Raw genomic sequence first — 22,945 nt, forward strand, 5'->3', positions numbered from 1 at the left:
GGGAAGCTCATGTTTAAGATAATAAGCAGTAACTGGAATAGGTTGAACAGGTGGGGCAAGGCCGGGGTCATTGCCGGTGCTGTAATAGTTTTTTACACGCTGGTAGGGTTCCTGCTGGTTCCCTTTGTGGCAAAGAAGGTCGCACTGGCCAAACTGCCTGAACTTCTGAACAGGCCGGTCTCGATCTCCCGCATTACCTTCAATCCCTACACCCTGCGGCTGGAGGTCGAGGGGTTTGCTATCGGCAAGAAGGACGGCGAGGGTAACCTCTTTTCATTCCGGCTGTTCGACATTGACGTGGATGGTTTTTCTCTTTTCCGTTTTTCCGCAGCCTTGGATCGCATAGAGATTTTCGACCCTCAGGTGGATCTGTCCATCTACCGTGGCGGCAGTTCGATTTCCGACCTCATACCCGCCGGATCAGCTGAAGCCGATCCGGCAGAGCAGGACAAGGGGACAGCAGAGATCTTTCCGTTTATCCTGCGCAATTTCGCCGTCCATAACGGAACCTTCCGGCTTTACGACAAAGTGCGGGACATGCACCACCTTGTAGCCGACCTGAATCTGTCCATCCCGTTCACCTCTTCATTGGTAAAGGATAATGAAAAAGAGGTGCAGCCCACCCTCAGCATGGTAATCAACGGAACACCGTTTTCGCTTGAGGGAAATTCCCTGCCGTTCAACACCACCCTGCGTACGGAATTCAATTTTTCCTTCAAGGATGCCAGATTGGGGGATTACTGGGCTTATCTGCCCATATACGAAACCACCGCGCTTAAAAGCGGGCTTTTGAACAGCAACCTGACCCTTTCCTTTGACAGGAGCGAGAGCATGCTTCCGCGTGTTCAGATCACGGGAAGTGCTGCGATCAGTGATTTTGATCTTACCGCCAGAAAAGGTCCGTCGCTTCTTAAATTCAAGGAGCTGGCAGTAAAGATTGATGAGCTCAGTATTCTGCGCCGGATCATAAAAATAGGTTCTATCCGGCTGACCGATCCTTATCTCAAGGTCGGCCTTAAGAAGGACGGCACGCCGGATCTGCTTGATTATCTGACTCCATCACTGGAGGCCGGTGAAAAATCAAAGGAAGGAGAGGCCGAGGAAGGCCCGCCTCTGGCCGCGCTGGTCAGCGAGTTCGTGCTTGAAAACGGGTTGGTGGATTTTACCGACAACGCCTTCAGCAACGGTTTCAACAAGCAGATCGGTCCCATTCTGGTGCGGGCCAATCAGCTCAGCACGGCGGAAAATGCTGCCGGAAGTTACGATTTCTACATCGGCTCCAATGCTACAGAGGTGATAAGCGGGAAGGGTGCTGTTGTTCTTATGCCCTTTGCCGTCAATGGTTCCGTGGCTGTCTCCGACCTTGATATACCGGACTACCATGCCTACCTTGACGCTCCGCTGCCCCTAGATGTCGCTTCCGGAAAAGTAGGGCTGGGCAGTGATTTCACTTTTGTCCCCCAGAGCGAAACTGTCCGTCTGAGCAAAATCCGTGTTGATGTCAACCGGTTGGAGTTGACCCCCAAGGGCGGAGGCGGCACGCTGATCGGTCTCGGCGGTTTTGCCATGTCCAACGGTACTGTGGATGTTAAGGAAAAGTCCGTCTACATTGATTCGATCAACCTCAATAAGGCCATCATCCGTCTTCAGCGCGACAAGAAAGGGAATATCGACCTGATCGGTTATCTGAACAGACACAGCAAGACCTCCGGGAGCGAGGCTGTTGAAGTTGAGAGGGCCGAAACTTCGAATGAATCCGGAAAGGAAGTTCCTGACGCAGAGCAGAAAGAGTGGCAGGTGGCTCTCAACAGGTTTCAGTTAGACGATTCGGCAGTTGAATTTACCGACCGGGCCGCCACAACGAAAACCACCACCAGAATCAGCGGCATAAAGATCGGAGTTGATGACCTTACCTTTCCAGAGAAGAATATGCTCAAGCTTGCCGTTGCCGCGGTCATCAACGGGCGCGGCTATCTGGATATTGCCGGTCAGGCCGGGCCGCAGTCCCTGAAGGCAAAGGGCAGTGTGCGGTTGCGCAAGTTCCGGCTGCGTGATTTCAACGGCTATCTGCCCCGTGAAATGCAGATGAACATTGCCCGCGGACATATCGACGTGAACGGCAACTGGGAATTTGCAGCAGAAAAGAATCCCGTAGCGGCCTACCGGGGCAAGGTGCAGCTCAAGGACCTGCTCATTCGTGACAATCAGGGTAACCGGCAGTTCTTTCACATGAATGAGCTTGAGATGCGCGGAATTAATGTTGTTTCCGAGCCTCTGGCTGTAAAGGTCGATCATATCGGAGTTCTCGATCCGCAGGTGAATCTGGTCCGCGAAGCTGACGGCACCATCAACATATCCAGAATGCTTACCGGCAAGCGTGCTGCTCCCGTAAACGCCACCCTTGAAGAGGAACAGGTCGAGCAGGTACGGCTTGATCAGGCTGAAGAATTTACGCAGCCGGAAGCGGATATTGTTGAGCCGACTGCGGAACAGAAAGAGAACAATATTATTTATGTCGGCAAGATGTTTATGAATAACGGAACGGTCATCTTCACCGATGAATCCGTTGCTCCTGCCTTCAAGCTGGATATCACCAAGATGGTTTCAGCCGTGCGCAATCTGGAACTCCCTTATGGCGAGCGTATGGATCTGTCGTTCAACGCCACCCTGGATCAGCAGGCCCCCCTTGTTGCCGAAGGATTCATTCAGCCTGCGGAAGACGGAGCGAACACGGACATAAAGGTCTCACTTGCCAACCTCGACATGACCCAGCTTTCGCCCTACACGGTCAAGTATATCGCCTATCCGGTCAGCACCGGGATGCTCAGTTCAGATGTGGGGGTCAGGCTGCGTGGTAAGCTCATAGCCGTAGACAACGTATTTGACATCTACCAGTTTGATGTCGGCGAGAAGGTCAAAAATCCGGATGCCCCGAATATTCCCATCGGCCTCGGTCTCGCCCTGCTAAGGGACAGCAGCGGTAATATCCGGCTCGATATTCCGGTTGAGGGAGACCTCGGTGATCCCCAGTTCCGTTTGGGTCGTGTTATCGGGCGGGCCATCGTCAACCTGATAGTAAAGGCCGTAACCTCGCCCTTCGCCCTTATCGGTGCGCTTGTCGGCGGCGGTGAGAATATGGACGTCATAGCTTTTGAGCCCGGCAGGACCGGATTCAAGGGTGATGAGCTCTCCAAGGTGGAGTCTGTTGCCAAGGCCATGACGGACCGTCCGGGCCTCAAGCTCGAAATCAGCGGTTTCAGTGCTCCTGATGATATTCCGGCCATGAAGGAGGCCGAGTTCCGGAGGCAGGTCGCCATGCCCAAGTTCCTTGAGCTGGAAGCTGACGGAAAGGCCCCGGCCAGTGTGGCAGAGGTGGTTGTTTCCGCGGAAGAGTATCCAGATTATCTTGAAACAGCTTACAAGGAAGCTCCTTTTGAGAAGCCCAAAAATTTCCTTGGTTTCGTTGAGACTCTTCCCATTCCGGATATGGAAAAGGCTTTGCGCGGCAACATAAAGGTAACAGACACTCAATTGGCCGACCTTGCAAGGCGCAGGGCTGAGATTGTTCGCAAGATTCTTACTGAAAAGTCCGGCGTTGCTCCGGAGCGGGTTTTCCTCAAAGGAATGTCCGCCACCGGAAAGGGAACCGGACCGCGTGTGGAGCTCGGGTTGCAGTAATGGCGGGGTCTGGTTCTGGGCAGCAATATCCAAGTATATTGTGTAATATTTAATAATTAAGTTTGAGAGGTTTATTATGACTTGGTTGAAAAGGTTCGTTTACGTACTTTGTCTGGTTGCCGTGATGGCGGTTGTCTCCGGTTGTGATGATGCCGAAGGGCCTGCTGAAAAGCTCGGTAAGCAGATTGATCAGGCCATGGATTCTGCCAAGGATAAGATGGATGAGATGGGCGACAAGGCTAAGGACGCCTATGAGGATGCGAAAGACAAGGCTAAAGAGGCCATGGATAAGTAGCCTTTTCAGCAATCTTGAATGAGAAACTGAACCGCCGGGCTTTGTCCGGCGGTTTTTTGTTGTACGTGCGGGTATGGAAATTGACTTGGCTTCCGTTCAGTGGTTCATTGCCATTTTGAATAAACGCACTGTTTGGAGGAAATAAAATGGCTGAATATACATATGAAAGTCTGCAGGCACTGCTGCTGGAAAAACTGGGTGATGAAATGCCAGAGCGGGCCATGGATGACATTCATGATGCCTTGAAAATTACCGTGAAAATGGAAGAAGAGGGCTGGAAGTTCAAGCTTGAGGACTTGAGCCGGGGAAGCCTTACCGAGAATGACTGGCGCGCAACACTAAGCCGTGACGGCAGGGAGTTTGTCGGGCAAAGCGACCATTCTGCACTGGCGGTTTGCGTTGCTGTGGCGGATGCGCTTGTGGGGTAGGCTGGAAGGTCGTGCTATTTTTAGGAGAATAAAATCCCCACGGAACAACCGTTCCGGGGGGATTTTTGATTTTTAGTCCTTTTCTTTGAAATAGCAGGCTTCTTGTATTTTACATGCCTTCATGAATTCTTCGGTGGCAGTGCGGATCTTGCGTTCATTGTTGCTCTGTTTGTGCCCCTTATCATAATAGGTGAACGTTTCCTCTCCTTCATTAAGATGAACTTCTCGAAATCGGATATTTGCAGCAGGTATGAAGCATTCACTTAAGACGCAGTACACGCTTTTTTGCGTGATATCATAAACAAATGGCAGGTCACCGGGGATTACATTAATTCGCTCGCATCCATTTGATTCACAGTGTTCTTTTGTCACTTCCGACAACAGTTCCATGAGTTTTGGCCTGAAGTCCTTAAGTTCTTCCCCGAATTCAGAAACAACTGCCAGCTCAGGCTGCAGGGAAGTTATCACCCTCAAAGTACCCATGACTCCTAAGTGATTTGGGTAAAAGAGTTCGTCAAACTTTTTATCAATATCAACATCAAATTCATTAGGCTTGATAGATCCGATATGTGGCACCAGCAAGTCGGTTTTGTTTCTCTTCATTTCATATAGCTGCCAAATTTCTTTTGCTGTGGGATCGACACAGGCAACAGTCTGTTCATCTACTCTTTTTTTAATCGGAGGCAGCAGTCCTGTGTCCGCAGTGAGCACAATATTGCGTTCTCCTGCTTCGGTTGTGACCTTGAAATGGATTCCGACAGCATATCGTTCAGCAATGGTGTCGTTGTGGTAAGCTGGCAGTATCCGCATTTCCAGCCCGTCAGTCAGCGTAAATATCTGGTTAGCTGAGATCGGGTGTACTTTTTGGTGTTTACTTCTGAAGTCCAGCAAACTGTTCAGCTTGTTCATGGAACTGACGTTCAGATAGAAATTTATATCATGTTTATCATTTTCAGGTCTTTTCTGATTGAACTTGAAGAAAAGAGAAAGCAGGGACTCAAAATCAACTGTGTGATCGTTGTGTGCATGGGTAATAACGATGTGTTTTATGTCAGCAATGCGCAGACCTGCACGGTGGAAATTGTCGATGAAGTTGTATCCGGGGTCAATGACAACCCCTTCTCCTTTGTGAAACAGGAAATACCCGCCCCCTACTGAATCGTCGCCGTTGATCCCCGAAAGAATGGGAGTGTATGAGTTCCATTTGCGTAGCACGAAGAATAGGCTTTTATCCTTTCGAATTGGAGGGAGTGCTTCAATGTGTTGGTTGATCAGGGTTTCGGTTTTACCCATGTCATTTTTGAATTCGTCAATATCGTCTTTGAATTTTTTTCTGGCATCATCAACGAATGCGGCTAGTTGTCCCGCGTTTTTGTTTGGGGTCTGGCATGTGGTGGATGACTGTTCAGATTTTTTATTCTTTGTCTTGTTGGGTGATCTTGATTTTGTTTTTATATATTCAAGTTCGGATGCGTATTGGAAGTTATTTGGAGCGAGTTCGCATGCCTCTTTGAGGCATTCTATGGATTCAGGGTATTTTTTTAAGCTATAGAGACTTAAGCCTTTCTCTCTCCATGCATAGTGGTCTTTCGGGTTTATCTCAATAGCTTTGTCATATAGCTCGAGGGCTTTATTCTTGTCGCCCATTTTTGCATAGTTGACGCCTTTGTCTCTCCATGCATCAAAGTCTTTCGGGTTTATTTCGAGAGCTTTGTCGTATAGCTCAATGGCTTTTTCCCGGTCGCCCATTATTGCATAGCAGACGCCTTTTTGCCTCCATGCCTTGTGGTCTTTCGGGTTTATCTCGATAGCTTTGTCGTATAGCTCAATGGCTTTTTTCTCGTCGCCCATTTTTGCATAGCTGACGCCTTTTTGTCTCCATGCATTGAAGTATTTCGGGTTTATCTCGATAGCTTTGTCGTACAGCTCAATGGCTTTTTTATGGTCGCCCATTTCAGAATAGCTGACGCCTTTTTGTGCCCATGCTTTTGGATCATTTGGGTTAATTTCAATGGCCTTGTTAAATAGTTCAATAGCTTTTCCATTACTATCAACGAATAAATAGTTGACACCTAATGACGTAAGTAGAAAGTCGTCACTCGGTGAAATACTGATAGCCTTTTCAAGAAGGTCAATGGCCTGATCATAATCATTCTGGTAGTGACAGATTTCGCTTTCGAAAAACAGTTCGTAGGCCGGATCAATCTCTTTCGCGGCTTTCAGTCCCTCGCGCAGTAACTCCAGGCATTCATCTTTCTTTTCTGCTGCTGCCAGCTTATCAGCCTGCGCACTTAACTCTCTAAGATCATCAATAGTCTTCAATTCCCTTTCACTCATATGATATCCCCTCAGGTGTATTTGTATATTCGTTCCGGGATATTGGCAGGATATAACTTATCATGCAACACTTTGTGTGTAATGCGCGAAATCATTTCATCATTTGCCAATAAAAAATCCCCCCGGAACAACCGTTCCGGGGGGATTTTCAGTTTTTATGTATCGCCCGAGTTCTTAGAACTGCTTCTTCATGAGCTCGGCGAGATTTGCAGCGGTGAAGCCGTACTTCACGGCAAGCTGTGCTGCGGGAGCGGAAGCACCGAAGTGATCGATGCCGAGAACTGCGCCGTCCAGTCCTACGTACTTGTACCAGCCTTCGGGGCGGCCTGCTTCTGCTGCTACGCGGGTTCTTACTTTGGGATCAAGGACGGAATCCTTGTATTCCTGATCCTGCTCTTCGAAGAGTTCCACGGAGGGCATGGAGACCACGCGGATCTTCTTGCCTTCGATCATGGAAGCGGCCTCAATGGAGAGGGATACTTCGGAACCGGCTGCGATGGCGATCATGTCGGGAGTGCCTTCGCAGTCTTTTACGATGTAGCCGCCGCGTTTTACGCCTTCTTCAACCTGCGGGTACTCGGTACGGTCGAGGACGGGCAGTCCCTGACGGGTGAGCATGAGGGAGGAGGGGCGCTTGGTCTGGCCCATGGCGAGTTCGAGGCAGGCAGCGGTTTCGCGTGCATCTGCGGGACGCAGCACCAGCATGTTGGGGATGAGGCGCAGCGAAGCCACGTGCTCGATGGGCTGGTGGGTGGGGCCGTCTTCACCTACGTAGAAGGAATCGTGGGTGTAGATGTAGATGACCGGCAGATGCTGCAGCGCGGACATGCGCATACCGTTTCTGCAATAGTCGGAGAAGGTCAGGAAGGTTGCACCGAAGGGAATAACGCCGCCGTGCAGGGCCATGCCGTTGAGAATAACGGACATGGGGAACTCACGCACACCGAACGCAAGGTTGCGTGCGGTCTTGCCGTCAATGGCGAAGTCTCCGACCTTCTTGCGGAAGTTCGCGGTCTGGTTGGAGGGGTCGAGGTCGGCGGAACCGCCCACGAGGGTGGGCAGGGCATCGGTGATGGCATCAAGGCATGCGCCCCAGGCCTTTCTGGTGGCGATGTTCTGACCTGCTTCGAACTTGGGAAGTTCGAGTTTGATCTCATTGCGGGGCTTGTTGGCCTGAGCCCAGAAAGCAGCGATCTTTTTGTCAGCCGCAAGAGCTGCGTCGCTCTTTTTCTTCCACTCGGCAGCCAGAGCCTTGAGATCCGGGAAACGGGCCTGGAAGTGTTCAACAACATCTTCGGGCACGTAGAAAGTTTCTTTTTCGGGCAGACCGAAGCACTTCTTGGTGGCTTCGATTTCTTCATGGGAAAGCGGGGAACCGTGGGTGGAGTGGCTTCCTTCGCAGGTTGCAGCACCCTTGGCCATTACGGTCTTACCGATGATGATGGTCGGACGGTTTGTTTCAGCCTGACCTGCCCTTACTGCTTCACGGATGGCGTTGTGATCGTGTCCGTCGATTTCCAGTACGTGCCAGCACATGCCTTCGAAGACTTTCTTGAAGTCGGTGCAGTCACACTTGCTGGTGGGACCGGCGAGCTGGATATCGTTGGAATCGTAGAAGACGATGAGTTTGCCAAGGCCCCAGAGTCCGGCGAGGGTTGCAGCGCCGAGTGCCACGGGCTCCTGGAAATCGCCGTCGGAGGAGAGCACGTAGGTGTAATGGTCTACGATGTCGTTGCTGGTGTTGGCGTTGAGGAAAGCCTCGGCGGTGGCCATACCGACGCCCACGCAGAAGCCCTGGCCGAGGGGGCCGGAGGTTGCTTCAACGCCGGGGGTCATGTCGTGCTCGGGGTGGCCGGGGGTGATGGAATCCAGCTGGCGGAACTGCTTGAGGTCCTCGATGGTCAGGAATCCGCAGAGGTGCAGGATGGAGTAGAGCAGCGGGGATTCGTGTCCTGCGGCCATGACGAAACGGTCACGGTCTGCCCAATCGGGATTGCTGGGATCAAATTTAAGGAAGTCCTTGTAGAGGACATAGGCAAAGTCAGCGGAGGACATGGAACCGCCTGGGTGGCCGGAGTTGGCCTTGCGGATGGAGTCCATGATAAGTCCTTTGACAACGTTGACCGCTTTCTGGTCCATCTGGTTGTTACTCATTTTTTGAGCTCCCCTTGAAGAAAGGATATTTTTTACAGCTCCGATACCGGACATGAGATCCTGTATTTCCCTGGAATGCTGTGTTTTTTAGGTTGATAAATAAAAAATCCCGCCTGCACTTCTGCTGGCGGGATGAATACTATTGAGGATCGAAGAGGTTGATTCTGCGCAGGTGGCGGTCACCTTCAAATTCAGATGTCATGAATGCGCGGATTATCTCTTCGGCAAGGCCGGGGCCGATGACGCGTTCGCCCAGGCAGAGAATGTTGGCATTGTTGTGTGCACGGGCCATCCTGGCCATGTATTCGTTGGTACACATGGCGGCGCGGATGCCTTTGTGCTTGTTGGCGGCCATGGACATGCCAAGGCCGGTGCCGCAGATGAGGATACCGAGGACTTTTTCTTCGATAACCTGTTTTGCCACCTTTTCGGCATATACGGGATAGTCGCAGCTTACAGCGGCTTCGGGACCGGCATCCACAACGTCATAGCCCATGTCGGTGAGCAGTTTGACTGCGAATTCCTTGAGGCTGAAGCCGCCGTGGTCCGAACCGATTACTACTTTACCGGCCATCTCGTTTCTCCTTAGCCGGGTGCTTTAAACGCCAACAGGCACAACAATAAACATGCTCTGTGGAAAGGTTTTCCGCAGAGCCATGGTTCAACTGCTGTGCTCGGGGTCTGAGGTCAACACCCTGTACATTTAGGTTTTGTTAATGGTCCGTTCAGGATTCAGGTGGTGGTGGGGGGAGGATTCGAACCTCCGAAGGCGTCGCCGACAGATTTACAGTCTGTTCCCTTTGGCCACTCGGGAACCCCACCACTATATTATGAAATATCCTGATCAGATATCCATTTTACGTTCATTGTCGCGGTATTTTACATCCCGCTTGGCAGCCTGCTCTTTTTTGAGCCTGCTGATTTCGTCCTTGAAGAAGTCGATCTGCTTCTTGCAGAGCTCCACATCTCCCTTGGCATCACCGCTGGTGAGCTTGCCGAGAAGGGCATATTCTTTTTCAAGGCGCTTTTCAAGCTGGCAAACTTCGAAGTTCCCCATAAGCTTGGTGAAGACTCCTCTCATTTCTTGCAGCCATACGTCAAGGCCTATTTTGAAAATATCTATAATTCCCTTTTTTTCGCACTGTTGAGCTTTATCCTGCCCGCTCATAGCTCCCTCCCGTAATGAACTTGTGGTTTTGGTCTAATTGATTTCCTGATCGTAGCCGTTCCGGTCCAGACGCACGGTCTGCGTTCCTTCCGGCAGATCCATTTCCATGGACCCGTCTGGCCATCTTTCGGCGGAAAGATTACGGGATTTGACCCGTAGAATTGCTTTGTCCCCGTTTCCGGTAAACACTGTTATTTTTCCTGGCAGCATTTTTCCGGAACCGTCGTTCTCGTAGTCAGCCAGTTCCATGTTCCACGGAATTTCCCCGCGTCCGGTTATGGCTGTCGGGATTCCCTCTGCGGTCAGTGTTATGGCGCTGACCGGCCCGTTTTTGAAAACGAAAAGCAGATTGCCGTCTTCGCCTGTTCCGGTCATGGAAGTGTATTTCTCAGGAATGAGTGACTGATAACAGCCGCTGATCAGTCCGGCAAGGTCTTTCAGGGAAAAAGGAAAGGGCAGTCCCAGCATCTTCACCCCTCTGGATGGGGATGAATGCACATAGGCTGTTTTCTGGTCTGGATAGAAGGCGGTCAGCCCGGAAGCATCTTCGCGGATATGTGCCAGATAAGCCCCTATTCCTGCGCGGACATCAAGCCGCAGCGGAGTTGTCAGATCTCCCCACAGGGTCATGGTGGTCCTGTGCCCCTTGCCCTGCGAGGTATAGTAAAGACTGGCCGTGCTTTTCATTCCGGTTGCGTTGCAGGAGGAATAGGCGGCCCTGAATTTGCCGTACAGCCCGTTGGTGTTCTTCGCAGGGATGGTCCTGGCTGCGCAGCCGTTAAAGGCAAGCACGGCAGCCAGCAGCAGGAGGCATGCAACACGCCGGATCATAATGCGTCCAGTTTTTTCTTGATTTCAGCGCTGTTTTTGGGTTTGAGCTTCAGGGCCTTCCGGTATCCCTTGGCTGCTTCCTTTTTGTTGTCCATCGCCAAAGCGATGTCGCCGTAGTGATCCCACAGTTCGGCCTGATTCGGCCTGATGGATGTGGCGCGCTTGATCTGTTTGAAAGCTTCCTCAAAATTGCCCAGCTTGTAGTTTACCCAGGCCAGAGAGTCGATGATGTAGCCGTTGTCCGGCTCCAGCTTGTTGGCGCGGGAAATGAGCACAAGGGCGCGGTCCAGCTGCTGGTTCCTGTCGGCCAGCAGGTATCCCACGAAGTTGAGCGCGTCTGCGTGGTCCGGGTAGCTGGAGATGATCTGTTCCATGTAGGCAATGGTCTTGTCGATATTGCCTTTGCGTTCCTCGCTCACGCCGAGCTGGAAAAGTATCTGCGGATTGTTAGGGGAATTTTTGTTGCCGAGCAGCAGAGCCTTGTCGGCAAGGTCGTTTTCTCCGGCTTCGGAATGAAGCGCTGCTTCCAGCAGGTAGAAGTTCGCGGCATCGGGATATTTTTCCTGCCCGAGCCTGATGACCTTGAGGGCTTCATCCCTGCGCTTCAGGTCCATGAGAAGGTGGGCCTTGAACTGCAGGCTGCGGTCGAAATGCTCACTTTCCGGCTTGATCTTGTTCAGATATTCAAGGGCCTTGGCCGGGTCATCCTCTCCCTCGTAGGCAATGGATGACTTGAAGAAGTAATATGCATCGGGAATGGGCTTCTGCAGGGCGAAAATGTCGAGAATGGTGGAGGCCTGTCCGTAGAATTTTGCACTCAGGAAAGCCTGTGCCGCTTCCAGCAGGAATCCGTTGTTGCGCGGGCCTTCCAGTACCAGCCGCAATCCCTGATCGGGATTGTTCAGCTTCAGGGAAAGCTCAATCAGGCGCAGCCTGATGTGTGAGGATGTGTCCGGGAGATCGAGCATCTTGTAATAGATGCGTTCGGCTTCGGAATAGTCTTTTTCCAGCTCGTGGAGGTAGGCCAGCTCTCCCCAGGCTTCAATGAAGTCCGGTTTGGCTTCCACGGCCTTGTTGAAGCTTCTGATAGCCTGCTTGGTCAGCCCGAGTCTGGCACTGGCTTTGCCGTGCAGGTAGTGGATCTGGGGGTCACGTTTTTCCTGCGGGATGACCTTCAGGATGTCCAGCGCCTGGGCGAATTTCTTCTGTTCCAGATAGATGCGCGCCAGATGAGTGGTGACAGCGAGATCGCTGGGTTTCTTGCGCAGGTACTCAATCAGTACGGATTCGGCGGCATTGTTGCGGCCGTCCACAAGATAGGTGTTGGCAAGGCTTATGGTCAGGTCCCGGTTGTAGGGATATTTTTCCAGCGCTTCCTTGAGCGTTGCGCGGGCTTCATCAAGATCCCTGGCGGTCCAGTAGATTGCGAACTTGTCGACGTAGAGCTGTACCGACGGCTCCACGGAAATAATTCTGTTCAGCACTTCCAGCGCTTCTTTCTGGACAATGGCAGCCTGTTCCTGGACTTTGGGGTTGTTCATGCCCATGCTGTAGAGCTGTCCCAGGAGGGAACGGTAGTCCATGTAAACGAGGTAGTCGTAGGTCAGTTGAGCTTCCGGGCTCAGCGGCAGCTGTATTGTTGTCTGCGGCGTGTTCCTTGCGGCGCACCCCTGCATCAGGAGTGAGCCCAGCAGGACTGCGGCACAGGTCAGCCGCACAATGGTTCTGGAAATACCGGGAGTCTGGGTCATATATTCCTTTCGGTCCGGTCGTCGGGTTGATACTTCGGATCCTTGGACAGCTCGGTGAGTTTTTCGTAAATTGCGGTTCCGATGCTGATTCCCTGGGCGATCATTTCCGGACCGTATTTCTGTCCGGTTTCAGTTCTGAAGGTTGTCTCAATGGACTTGATTATATCCAGCCCCTTGGGGAATTTGTCCATGATCTCGTCAATGGTCCAATCTTCGTAGTCACAGATTTCCCAGAGAGTGGTGGAGAAGTTGTCCGGTCCCCAACGGAATTTGTCAGCATCGTAAAGCGCCCCGCTCAAAAGTTTGAGTTCCGGGTCGTTGTCGATGGGCTTTTCCGGTTTGAAGGCTTCGTGCCGTGCAATTGATTCGGCGATAAGTTCCTTGCTGCGTTCCGAAATGGGGTAATTCTTCAGGATCACCTTTGAAGTTTCGGCTCCGCGCTGGGCATGCTCCGCATCAAGGCGGCAGCTGTCGTGCAGCAGACCGCAGAACTGGGCCAGAAGGACCAGCTCCCGCACACGATCCGGGTCCATTTCTTCCCCTTCCTTGAGGATGATGGCACCGGCTTCGATGGCTACTTTCTTGGAGTGATAGACCCCGTGGGCGTACTCATCATAAAGAAAAGGCAGGACATCCTCCTGCAGCCTGATCACAAGGGGGTGGTCGAAAAACATGTCCCTGGCGAATTCGATCTGGGTTTCCAGGTCGCGGTAAAAAACCGGGACGGGCAGGGCCGAGGCCATAGCCTTGGCTTCCTTCTTAAGTTCAATAAGGAGTCTGTTCATTGTCTGGTATCCAGTCAGGAGAAAAATCTTTTATTTTATCGGCCAGTTGTTCTTTAAGCTTGTCCAGCAGACGCGCTTCTATCTGGCGGACCCGTTCTCTGGTTACGCCGAACTCTTCGCCGATTTCCCGCAATGTACGGGGGGAATCGGAAAGGAGACGGTCGTTCAGGATCACCTGTTCCTTATCGTTGAGATCCGGAACAATTGTCCTGAGCTGCTCAAGAAGTAATGTGGAAATCTCTTTGTTGGCAAGCGTTTCTTCCACCCCGGGACCGAGGTCCGGTAGAAAGTCCATGCGTGTGGCATCCGAATCTTCACCGAAGGTCAGGTTCAGTGAAAGATCGTTTTTGGCCAGACGCTGGTCCATCTCGGTGATTTCCTCTTCGCTGACATTCAGGTTTTCGGAAAGCTGCGAGGTGGTCGGGTCGAATCCAAGGGCCTGCAACCGCTGGCGTTCCTTGTTCAGGTTGTAGAACAGCTTGCGCTGGGTCTGGGTGGTCCCGATTTTGACCATGCGCCAGTTATCCATAATGTACTTAAGGATGTAGGCCTTGATCCAGAATGCGGCGTAATAGGAAAATTTGATCCCCTTGTCGGGGTCAAACTTGTTTACGGCCTTCATCAGCCCCACGTTGCCTTCCTGAATGAGGTCCAGAACATTCTGCATCCAGCGGCGCTGAAAATCCATGGCGATTTTCACCACCAGACGCAGGTGGGAGGAGACAAGGCGGAATGCGGCCTCCTGGTCCCCGTTTTCCTGCACTCTTTTGGCCAGCATGAATTCTTCATCCGGTTCCAGCAGGGGGAAACGGCTGATTTCCTGCAGGTAAAGGTGCAGCGGGTCCCTGGTGGCGATTTCACCACGGGACTTGGCCGTAGGCAGAAAGTCCTGACTCGGTACCTCTATTTCCTCGTCATCGTCCTCGACGATTTCAAGTTCAATTGGTTCGTCTGTTGATGTCATTGGCCGGATTGGTTTTCCTGTTCGGCTGAGATTTCTTGAGTATTGTATTGTAAACTTCGATTCATATCAGTAAATAATAAGGATATAGTTTTTGTTTGTCCTTTTCAATGTTTTTAAGTAGAAGCGTTTAAACGCACCATACCCTCCATGCTCGATCGCTCCGTAATACCCCTTATGAACCGTGTTCAGGTTCCTGTCCCGCTGGAAACCGAGTGCCGCAGTAACATCGAAAAGTGATTGCTTCCCTGTTGGTTCCCGGACAAATCCGTCAGACAGATGTACGGAGCGCTTCCCGTAAAAGACCCGCAGGTCCGTCGGAGGCATATGGGCCATCTTTCATTAAAAAGTTACAGGATCAATCAGCGTTTTAGCTGGTATTTTCATTCATAACATTTCCGGAGCAGTTTATCATGCCAGATTTTCGCAAAGCCTTGAGTGATGGACGGGTATATTTCTTTGACGGCGGGTACGGAACCTTCCTGCAGAGCAGGGGGTTGCCCGCAGGAATGTCCCCCGAGGTTTTCGGCCTGGAACGCCCCGAGGTAATCAAGTCCGTGCATCAGGATTATGTTGATGCCGGGGCCGATGTCCTTACCACCAACACCTTCGGCGGAAGCCGCCCCAAGCTGGGGCCGGACGTTGATGTCGTCGGCCTCAACCGCGAAATGGCCCGCATTGCCCGTTCGGTTGCCGGTGATAACCGTTTCGTTGCCGGTAGTGTCGGTCCTACCGGACATTTCGTGCGTCCTCTGGGCGAGATGACTTTCAAAGAAATGGTCGCAATTTTCAAGGAACAGATTCAGGGGCTGGTTGAAGGTGGAGTTGACCTCATTATAGGGGAAACCCATTTCGATCTGGCCGAAGCCCGTGCCGTGGTCATTGCCGTCCGTGAGGTCTGTGACCTGCCCGTTGCCATCTCCATGACCTTCGAGTCTCCTTCGGCCTGCCTGACCGGGACTTCTCCGCTCACTTTCATCGACACCATGCAGAACATGGGCGTTGAGCTCATGGGCACCAACTGCAGCGCCGGTCCGGAACAGATTTTCGAAGTTCTCAAGAACATGCAGCCCCGTCTTTCCTCCCCCCTGCTGGTGGAGGCCAATGCCGGACTGCCCGAGCTGGACGAGAACCGCAACACCGTGTTCCGCTTGAAGCCGGAGCCCTTTGCCGAGCAGTCCCGCCGCTTCCTTGAAGTGGGCGCCAAATTCATCGGCGGCTGCTGCGGAACCGGGCCTGACCATATCCGGGCATTGCGCAATGCCGTGGGTGAAGCTGCGTGGCAGCGTCCTGTTCCTTCCGACGACTGCCAGATGGTTCTGACTTCCCGTTCCCGCTCCGTTGCCATCGGTTTCGAACAGCGCGGTGCGATCATCGGTGAGCGCATCAACCCTACCGGGAAGAAGGTGCTTATTGCTGAACTGCAGAAAGGTCAGTTCACCGAGGCCATGAAGTTTGCCTCCGAGCAGCTCGCTGCCGGGGCTCCAATCCTTGATGTCAACGTGGGTGCGCCCATGGTGGACGAGGTTGAGATCCTTCCGGCCCTGACACGGGAAATTTTCGCCCAGCATCCTGCTCCGCTGAGTATCGACTCCACCAACCCGGATGCGGTTGAGGCCGCCCTCTGGGAATATCCAGGTTCCGCGCTGGTCAACTCCATCAGCGGAGAGCCCGGACGTATGGAGCGTCTCGGCCCCCTGTGCAAGAAGTTCGGCGCGCCTTTCATCCTGCTGCCCATCATAGGCAGCAAGCTGCCCTTCACCTGCGAGGAGAAGGTGCAGGTTGTCTCCGACCTGCTCAGGCAGGCTGATGAACTGGGTATTCCCCGCAGGCTGATCATGGTTGATGCTCTGGCCCTGACCGTGTCTTCCAAGCCTACTGCGGCCCGTCACTGTCTGGATTTCATCCGCCATTGCCGCGAAGAGTGGAACCTGCCCACCGTGCTTGGGCTTTCCAATATCTCTTTCGGCCTTCCCGCGCGGGAACTGCTCAACTCCACCTTCCTGACTCTCTGTCAGGGACAGGGGCTGTGTGCATTCATCGCCAACCCCAACTCCGTAAGGCTGCGCGAAGCCCTTTATTCCGCGGAAGTGCTGCTGGCCCGCGATCCTCAGGCCGAGCAGTACATCGATAAATATGCGGACTGGACCCCTGCCGGAAACGGCGGAAGTGCCGCCGGTACCGGTGAGATCAAGGCAAAGGACAAGTCCGGAGCGGAGAATCTTTTCGATGCAGTCGTCAAGGGGGACCGAGGTGCCATTGTTCCGCTTATCGAGCGTGACCTTGCAGGCGGGCGCGATCCTTTCGAGCTGGTCAACGGCGAGCTCATCCCGGCGATCATGGAAGTCGGCGAGAAGTACGAGCGCAAGGAATACTTCCTGCCTCAGCTGCTGCAGTCCGCCGAGACCCTGCAGAAAGGGTTCGTCAGGCTCAAGCCCCTTCTTGAAGCTGCGGGCGGAGCAGAGGAGAAGGACACTATAGTAATGGCCACCGTAGAAGGCGATATTCATGACATCGGTAAGAATATCGTCTGCCTCATGTTGCGCAACCACGGGTACAATGTCGTCGATCTGGGCAAGGATGTTCCCGCTCAGACCATTGTTGACTCGGCAGTGGAGCATGGAGCCAAGATCATAGGACTTTCCGCCCTGATGACCACCACTATGGTGCGCATGGAAGATACCATAAAAATGATCAGGGAACGCGGGCTGGACATTAAGGTCATGATCGGCGGAGCGGTTATTACCGGTGGATTCTGTGACTCCATCGGCGCTGACGGCTGGTCTACCGATGCGGTTGCGGCTGTGAAGGTTGCAAAAGAGCTTTTGCAGTAATTCAGGAAATGAACTATGCACCGCCGCAGGAGAAATCCGGCGGCGGTGTTTTTTTTGGTGCTCCGGCGGTCCTCTTTCAATTTTGAAATATTCTGTGGAATCTGGTAGTGCATTAGGCAGTTATTGAGGTTCATCTGTCCAACATTGGGGTAAAAATGAAATTTATCAGTAAAATAAGCGTGGTTTTAATCCTGTTCATCCTTCTTGTCGCCGGATGCAACAAGGCCGAAACCGCCGAGAGCGTCGAGACTTTGAATGCTCAGGCTGTTCAGGACATTATCAGCAGTAACAAGGGAAAGGTCGTACTGGTCAATTTCTGGGCCACATGGTGTCCTCCCTGCCGCGCCGAGATTCCGGAGCTTGTCGAACTGCGTAAGCAGTTCCCTGAAGATGAGCTGGTGATGATCGGTGTTTCTGTCGATGCTGATATAAGTGCAGTTGATTCTTTTCTGAAGAATGGCGCGGATTTTAACTACCCTGTTTATTTTGCCGCGGAAGATGTTGGCAGCTATTTCAGGATCAAGTCCATCCCCCGGACCATGCTTTATGATCCTCAGGGTAAGCGGGTCTTTGACAAGGAAGGCAGCTATCCAGGCGCAATGTTTTCTAATTACATAACTAAATTGTTGAAGGACCGGTAAGAACAGATGGTCAAGATTAGAAAAGCGGTGATGAAAGATGCCAAGGCGATTCATCTCATCATCAAGGAGCGGACCAAGGACGCTATGGTTCTGCCCCGCCCTCTGAATTCCATTTTCAGCCATCTGCGCGATTTTTATGTCGCCGAATCAGATGACGGCCAACTTGTCGGCTGCTGTGCACTTGCCATAAGCTGGGATTATCTGGCAGAAGTCCGGTCTCTGGTTGTTGTTCCCGAAGCAAGGGGAACTGGACTGGGAGTGGATCTGGTGAATGCCTGCATTCAGGAGGCCCGGGAACTGGGCGTCCGCGAGGTGTTCGCTCTGACCAATATTGATAAATTTTTTGCAAAGATGGGATTCACGGAAACCGACAAGAACATTCTGCCCCAGAAAATATGGGCGGACTGCATTAACTGCCCCCTGTTCCCGGACTGTGACGAAATACCCATGATCATAAAACTATAAACATAAAAAATAAAAAGGAAAACTAACATGGCACACCGCCTGAAAGAAGTCTTTTCCAAAGAAATAATAGATGAAAGAATCAAGGAACTCGGTAAGGAGATTTCCGAAACCTACGGACAGGAGCCGCTCATCTGCGTCTGTGTTCTCAAGGGTGCATACCTCTTTTTCGCAGACATCACCCGTGCTCTCAGTTCCGATACAGAGATAGACTTCGTGCGTCTGTCCAGCTACGGCAGCGGCACCAGCAGGACCGGAAATATGAATTTTTCCAAAGACCTGGAAGTATCCATTGCCGACAAGCACGTGCTCATTGTCGAGGATATTGTTGATACCGGACATTCTGTTGAATTCCTCAAGCATGTTTTTTCAAAACGCAACCCCCTGTCGGTGAAGACCTGTGCCCTGATCGATAAGCGGGAGCGCCGCGAAATTGACCTTGAAGTGGAATTTCCCGGTTTTGTGGTTGATAACGGCTTTCTGGTAGGTTACGGAATGGACTATGCTGAAAAATACAGGTATTTAAGTGCAGTGTATGAACTGGAAAATGCCTAGTTCTAATACGTTATAGAGACAAATTTATATATTCCGTGTGTTTAACCTATTCAATGGCAGGTAGAGCGGTCCATGATTATTACATGTTCTAAATGTGAGACCAAGTTCAATTTACCCGAGAGTAAGATTCCCGCAGGTGGAGCAAAGGTAAAGTGTTCCAAGTGCGGCAATATTTTCAAGGTAACACCTCCCGCTCAGGAACCTGAAGACGAAGTCGCTTCTTTGCTTCAGGATGAGCAGGCTCCAGAGGAACAGACCGCGCCTGCACCGAAACCCAAGCCGCAGCCCAAGCCTGTTCCTGAGCCTGAACCGGAACCGGAACCGGAACCGGAAGAAGAGGAAGACGATTCCTCCCTTGATGACGATATTTTCGGTCAGGCTGCTGACGAGTTGAGTAACGAATTTGACGATGACCTGTTCGGTGATACGGAAAGTGCTTCCGGACAGGGTTCCTCTGAAGAATTTGAAGACGACCTGTTCGGGTCGGCCGACAATTCCAAGGATGCCGAGATCGGCGCGGATCTTTTTGACGATGAAGACTTCGCGACCGAACCATCTGCTGGAACTCCCGAAGAGGATTTTGACATCGACGACGAACTGTTCGGCGATGACGATGAGCAGGAAGTCGGTGCGGACACTGACTCTGCAGGCGTTGCGGCAGATGACGACGGACTTTTTGACGACGATGACCTCTTCGGCGACGACGGTGAAACCGAAAACTTTTCCGAAGATGAACTCTTTGGCGATGAAGAGGAAGTTGAGGAAGACACCGCTGACGCCGGTTATGTAAAGGATGAGGAAGTTGAGGACGAGAATTTCACTGAAGATGACGGCCTTGCCCTTGACGATGGCGAAATAGACGCATTTGACGAAGACGATGTCGTCGGATTTGACCTTGACGATAATCTGGATTCCCTTCCTTCCTCCAAAAAGGATAAGAAAAAAGGCAAGGGCCTGATCATTACCATCGTTCTGTTGCTGCTTTTCGGAGGTGGTGCCGGGGCTGCGTGGTACTTCAAGGTTTGGGAGTCCCTGCCGTTTTCCATCCCGTTTGTTACTTCCGACGATGCCGGAACCAGCGATCAGAACGAACCGCCCTCCAAGCGCTTCAGCAAGTTCTCCTTCAAGGATCTGCGCCAGTTCTATGTCAACAATGACAAGGCCGGGCAACTCTTCATTATTGAAGGCAAGGTAGTGAACAACTTCAATTCCCCCAAGGAACTGATTGAAGTTGAAGCCCAGCTTTTTGATGACAAGGGGCAGGTTCTCGATTCCCAGAGGCTCATGTGCGGAAACACCCTTTCCCTGTTCCAGCTCGAAGTTCAGTCCAAAGAGGAAATCGAAGCCGGGCTGGCCTCCAAAGTGGGCATACTTTCCAACAATACGCTGCTCAAACCGGGCATGGACACTCCTTTCATGGTAGTGTTCTTCAAGCCCTCCCCGGCAGTAAAAGAGTATGTCATCAACGTTGTCGAGGCCAAGAATCCGCCCAAGAAGTAGGGACGGTTTTCTAGCGAAGAGTATTTATGGAAAGCCGGGCAGTCTGCTCGGCTTTTCTTATGAAATATACCGGAGTAGGTTTTGAAGACTAGAGATGTGTTTATCTGTTCCGGCTGCGGGGCGCAGGCCCTAAAGTGGCAGGGGCAGTGCCCCCGCTGCGGGGAGTGGAATACCCTGCAGGAGAAGGTTGTTGTCCGCAGGAACGGCGGGGTGGCCCACACCCTGACTTCCGCGCAGGCTGTACTGCTGTCGGATATTCCGGTTGAGCATACCGAGGCGCGTTCCACCGGATTCATCGCTCTCGACCATGTTCTCGGAAAAGGCTTTGTCCCCGGAGGGGCAGTCCTCCTCGGCGGCGAACCGGGTATCGGAAAATCCACCCTGCTTCTCCAGCTTGCAGCCGAGCAGGCCCGCATGGGCAATCAGGCCGTATATTTTTCAGGAGAAGAGTCGCTGGCCCAGATCCGCGGACGTGCCGACCGGCTCGGGCTTCTGCATTCCGGGTTGCGGGCGGTCGCCTCCACCAGTGCGGAAGAGGCTCTTGCCCTGCTGGAAGCACCGGAAAAGCCGGATCTCATGATCATCGATTCCGTGCAGACCCTTTCTTCACCGCGAGCGGAGGGCATACCCGGGAGCGTAAGTCAGGTCCGTGCTGTTTCATCCGAACTCGTGGAAGCTGCCAAGAAGACCCGCACTACGCTGGTCATCGTGGGGCATGTAACCAAGGACGGACAGATTGCCGGACCCAAGCTGCTGGAGCACATGGTCGATACGGTTCTCTACCTTGAAGGGGATCGCAAGCACATGATGCGTATCATGCGGGTGCTCAAGAACAGGTTCGGGCCCAGTGACGAGCTGGTGGTCTTTTCCATGTGCGAGACGGGGATGGAGATTGTCGAAGACCCGTCCACCCTGTTCCTCGGAGACCGGGACGATTCCTGTTCCGGGGCAGCGGTAGTCATGGCCATGGATGGACACAAGCCCTTTGCCGTTGAAGTTCAGGCCCTTGCCAGCCGGACAGTTCTTTCCATTCCGCGCCGGACTGCTCTCGGATTCGATACCAACAGGCTGAATCTTGTTCTGGCCGTGCTGGAAAAACGACTCAATTTGAACTTGGGTCAGCTGGATATTTATGCCAAGATCGGCGGCGGATTGGCAATGCGCGATCCCGGGCTTGATCTGGGAGTGGTGGCATCGGTTCTGTCTTCTTTTTATGACCGTCCATTGCAGCCCGGTGCAGTCTTCTGGGGCGAAGTGGATCTTAACGGGCGCATCAGGCCTGCATCCGGCGGGGAAACCCGCATGAAACAAGCGAAAAGGCTCGGATATGGACCGATCTACCAGTCCGAAACCTGCCGCACGCTTGAGGAATTGCAGCATAAACTTTTCGGGCCCGGCAGTTAGAAGGGCATGGTTGTCTCCGGAGGCATCTTACAATGAAGAAAGTTTTTCTCGTAGCGGGAGCGCGGCCTAATCTTATGAAGGTTGCTCCCATTTATCGCGCTTCACGCAACTTTGATTCCATCCAGTGTGAAATGGTCTATACCGGGCAGCACTATGATCGGCAGATGTCGCAGGTTTTCTTTGAGGACCTCGATATTCCGGCCCCCAGATTCAATATGGGCAAGTCTACCGGCACTCATGCGGAGCAGACCGGGGCGATTATGGTCGCCTTCGAGCGGATGTGTATGGAAGAACGACCTGATCTGGTTGTCGTGGTAGGGGATGTAAACTCCACGCTGGCCTGCTCTGTTACGGCCCGCAAGCTGCACATCCCTGTCGCCCATGTCGAAGCCGGACTCCGCAGCGGCGATATGGACATGCCCGAAGAGATCAACCGCATGGTTACAGATTCCATCAGCAACCTCTTTTTTACAACAGAGAATCACGGGCGTGAGAATCTGCTGCGCGAAGGCAAAAGGGCCGAAGATATTTTTCATGTGGGCAACGTGATGATCGACAACCTGTTCCATAATGTGGACAGGCTGGGGCCTGATGTGGTTGAGGGTTATCCCTGCCGGGAACTCAAGGAAGGGATCGGGCGTTACGGATTCATGACCCTGCACCGGCCTTCCAACGTGGATAACCGCGAAGTTCTTGACGGGATTGTCTCGGCCTTGAACAGGATTGCCGAGGATCTGCCCCTGCTTTTTCCCATCCACCCGCGTACCGAAAAAATGATGGCCCAGTTCGGAATTGCCTTCTCCGAGAATGTGCATACCTTTCCGCCGTTATCTTTCCGCGAATCCTTGTATCTCTGGAAGGACGCACAGGTGGTCATTACCGACAGCGGGGGACTGCAGGAAGAAACAACCGCCCTTGGGGTTCCGTGTGTGACCGTGCGGGAGAACACCGAGCGTCCCGTGACAGTTGAGAAGGGTACGAACGTGCTGGCCGGTGTTTCCGGGGAAAACATCCTGCGCGAAGTCGGGTTTGCTCTTGAAAAGACCGGACGCCCGGCACCGAAGATTGAAGGCTGGGACGGCCATGCAGCCGAACGCATCTGGAAGGTGCTGGTAGACTATCTGGGGTAGCTGGAGCCAAGCACATCAAGCGTTATATAAT

18 protein-coding genes and 1 tRNA gene are annotated in these 22,945 nt (G+C 52.6%); 10 read left to right on the forward strand and 9 right to left on the reverse strand.

All coding sequences use genetic code 11. The annotated features are described in order from the left end of the window. The first annotated feature begins 9 nt into the window (after positions 1 to 9). From N7E73_RS09195 to N7E73_RS09205, 3 genes are all read left to right on the forward strand, one after another. Positions 10 to 3,678 carry a DUF748 domain-containing protein gene (locus N7E73_RS09195; RefSeq protein ID WP_432738765.1) on the forward strand — a complete coding sequence of 1,223 codons (3,669 nt, stop codon included), beginning with the start codon at positions 10 to 12 and terminating at the stop codon, positions 3,676 to 3,678. Positions 3,679 to 3,754: 76 nt separating this feature from the next. Next, on the forward strand, positions 3,755 to 3,973 hold the full coding sequence (locus N7E73_RS09200; protein ID WP_432738766.1) for a YtxH domain-containing protein: 219 nt from the start codon (positions 3,755 to 3,757) through the stop codon (positions 3,971 to 3,973). Between the two features lie 146 nt (positions 3,974 to 4,119). Next, entirely contained in the window at positions 4,120 to 4,401 is a 282-nt protein-coding gene (locus N7E73_RS09205) for a hypothetical protein (RefSeq protein WP_432738767.1), read from the forward strand. Between the two features lie 72 nt (positions 4,402 to 4,473). Here the strand turns inward: N7E73_RS09205 and N7E73_RS09210 are convergent, their stop codons facing one another. The 9 genes from N7E73_RS09210 to N7E73_RS09250 form a co-directional block, all read right to left on the reverse strand. Next, positions 4,474 to 6,738, reverse strand: a complete 2,265-nt coding sequence (locus N7E73_RS09210) for a tetratricopeptide repeat protein (protein WP_432738768.1) — start codon at positions 6,736 to 6,738, stop codon at positions 4,474 to 4,476. A 174-nt stretch (positions 6,739 to 6,912) separates the two neighbouring features. Next, positions 6,913 to 8,892, reverse strand: coding sequence for a transketolase (gene tkt, locus N7E73_RS09215; protein WP_432738769.1), 1,980 nt, complete (start codon positions 8,890 to 8,892; stop codon positions 6,913 to 6,915). A 139-nt stretch (positions 8,893 to 9,031) separates the two neighbouring features. Continuing rightward, positions 9,032 to 9,466, reverse strand: coding sequence for a ribose 5-phosphate isomerase B (gene rpiB, locus N7E73_RS09220; RefSeq protein WP_432738770.1), 435 nt, complete (start codon positions 9,464 to 9,466; stop codon positions 9,032 to 9,034). A gap of 163 nt (positions 9,467 to 9,629) precedes the next feature. Next, positions 9,630 to 9,714: transfer RNA gene (locus tag N7E73_RS09225), tRNA-Tyr, on the reverse strand. 22 nt (positions 9,715 to 9,736) lie between these two features. Then, positions 9,737 to 10,060: a hypothetical protein gene (locus tag N7E73_RS09230; protein ID WP_432738771.1), complete on the reverse strand. Its 324-nt coding sequence runs from the start codon at positions 10,058 to 10,060 to the stop codon at positions 9,737 to 9,739. Positions 10,061 to 10,093: 33 nt separating this feature from the next. Then, positions 10,094 to 10,891, reverse strand: a complete 798-nt coding sequence (locus tag N7E73_RS09235; RefSeq protein ID WP_432738772.1) for a hypothetical protein — start codon at positions 10,889 to 10,891, stop codon at positions 10,094 to 10,096. Then, positions 10,888 to 12,642, reverse strand: coding sequence for a tetratricopeptide repeat protein (locus N7E73_RS09240; protein ID WP_432738774.1), 1,755 nt, complete (start codon positions 12,640 to 12,642; stop codon positions 10,888 to 10,890). Before N7E73_RS09240 ends, N7E73_RS09235 begins: the two co-directional genes overlap by 4 nt. Next, positions 12,639 to 13,427 (reverse strand): hypothetical protein, encoded by a 789-nt coding sequence (locus tag N7E73_RS09245; RefSeq protein WP_432738775.1) that lies wholly within the window; start codon positions 13,425 to 13,427, stop codon positions 12,639 to 12,641. Before N7E73_RS09245 ends, N7E73_RS09240 begins: the two co-directional genes overlap by 4 nt. After that, entirely contained in the window at positions 13,408 to 14,391 is a 984-nt protein-coding gene (locus N7E73_RS09250; protein WP_432738776.1) for a sigma-70 family RNA polymerase sigma factor, read from the reverse strand. The genes N7E73_RS09245 and N7E73_RS09250 overlap by 20 nt, the downstream gene beginning before the upstream one ends. 410 nt (positions 14,392 to 14,801) lie before the next feature. Here N7E73_RS09250 and N7E73_RS09255 point away from each other — a divergent pair, with 410 nt between their 5' ends. The 7 genes from N7E73_RS09255 to wecB all read left to right on the forward strand — a co-directional run bounded on the left by N7E73_RS09255 (position 14,802) and on the right by wecB (position 22,914). After that, positions 14,802 to 17,222, forward strand: a complete 2,421-nt coding sequence (locus N7E73_RS09255; RefSeq protein ID WP_432738777.1) for a homocysteine S-methyltransferase family protein — start codon at positions 14,802 to 14,804, stop codon at positions 17,220 to 17,222. Positions 17,223 to 17,377: 155 nt separating this feature from the next. Beyond that, positions 17,378 to 17,863 (forward strand): TlpA family protein disulfide reductase, encoded by a 486-nt coding sequence (locus N7E73_RS09260; protein WP_432738778.1) that lies wholly within the window; start codon positions 17,378 to 17,380, stop codon positions 17,861 to 17,863. A 6-nt stretch (positions 17,864 to 17,869) separates the two neighbouring features. Further along, the gene (locus N7E73_RS09265; protein WP_432738779.1) at positions 17,870 to 18,328 is read left to right on the forward strand and encodes an N-acetyltransferase; all 459 of its coding nucleotides are present in this window, start codon (positions 17,870 to 17,872) and stop codon (positions 18,326 to 18,328) included. A gap of 27 nt (positions 18,329 to 18,355) precedes the next feature. Further along, positions 18,356 to 18,880, forward strand: coding sequence for a hypoxanthine phosphoribosyltransferase (hpt, locus tag N7E73_RS09270; protein ID WP_432738780.1), 525 nt, complete (start codon positions 18,356 to 18,358; stop codon positions 18,878 to 18,880). Between the two features lie 72 nt (positions 18,881 to 18,952). Then, positions 18,953 to 20,380: a DUF3426 domain-containing protein gene (locus N7E73_RS09275; RefSeq protein WP_432738782.1), complete on the forward strand. Its 1,428-nt coding sequence runs from the start codon at positions 18,953 to 18,955 to the stop codon at positions 20,378 to 20,380. Positions 20,381 to 20,461: 81 nt separating this feature from the next. Further along, entirely contained in the window at positions 20,462 to 21,784 is a 1,323-nt protein-coding gene (gene radA, locus N7E73_RS09280) for a DNA repair protein RadA (protein WP_432738784.1), read from the forward strand. A 32-nt stretch (positions 21,785 to 21,816) separates the two neighbouring features. Continuing rightward, positions 21,817 to 22,914 (forward strand): non-hydrolyzing UDP-N-acetylglucosamine 2-epimerase, encoded by a 1,098-nt coding sequence (gene wecB, locus N7E73_RS09285; RefSeq protein ID WP_432738785.1) that lies wholly within the window; start codon positions 21,817 to 21,819, stop codon positions 22,912 to 22,914. Positions 22,915 to 22,945: the final 31 nt, after the last annotated feature.

The organism is Maridesulfovibrio sp. FT414, from assembly GCF_050916235.1.
Taxonomy (GTDB): domain Bacteria; phylum Desulfobacterota; class Desulfovibrionia; order Desulfovibrionales; family Desulfovibrionaceae; genus Maridesulfovibrio.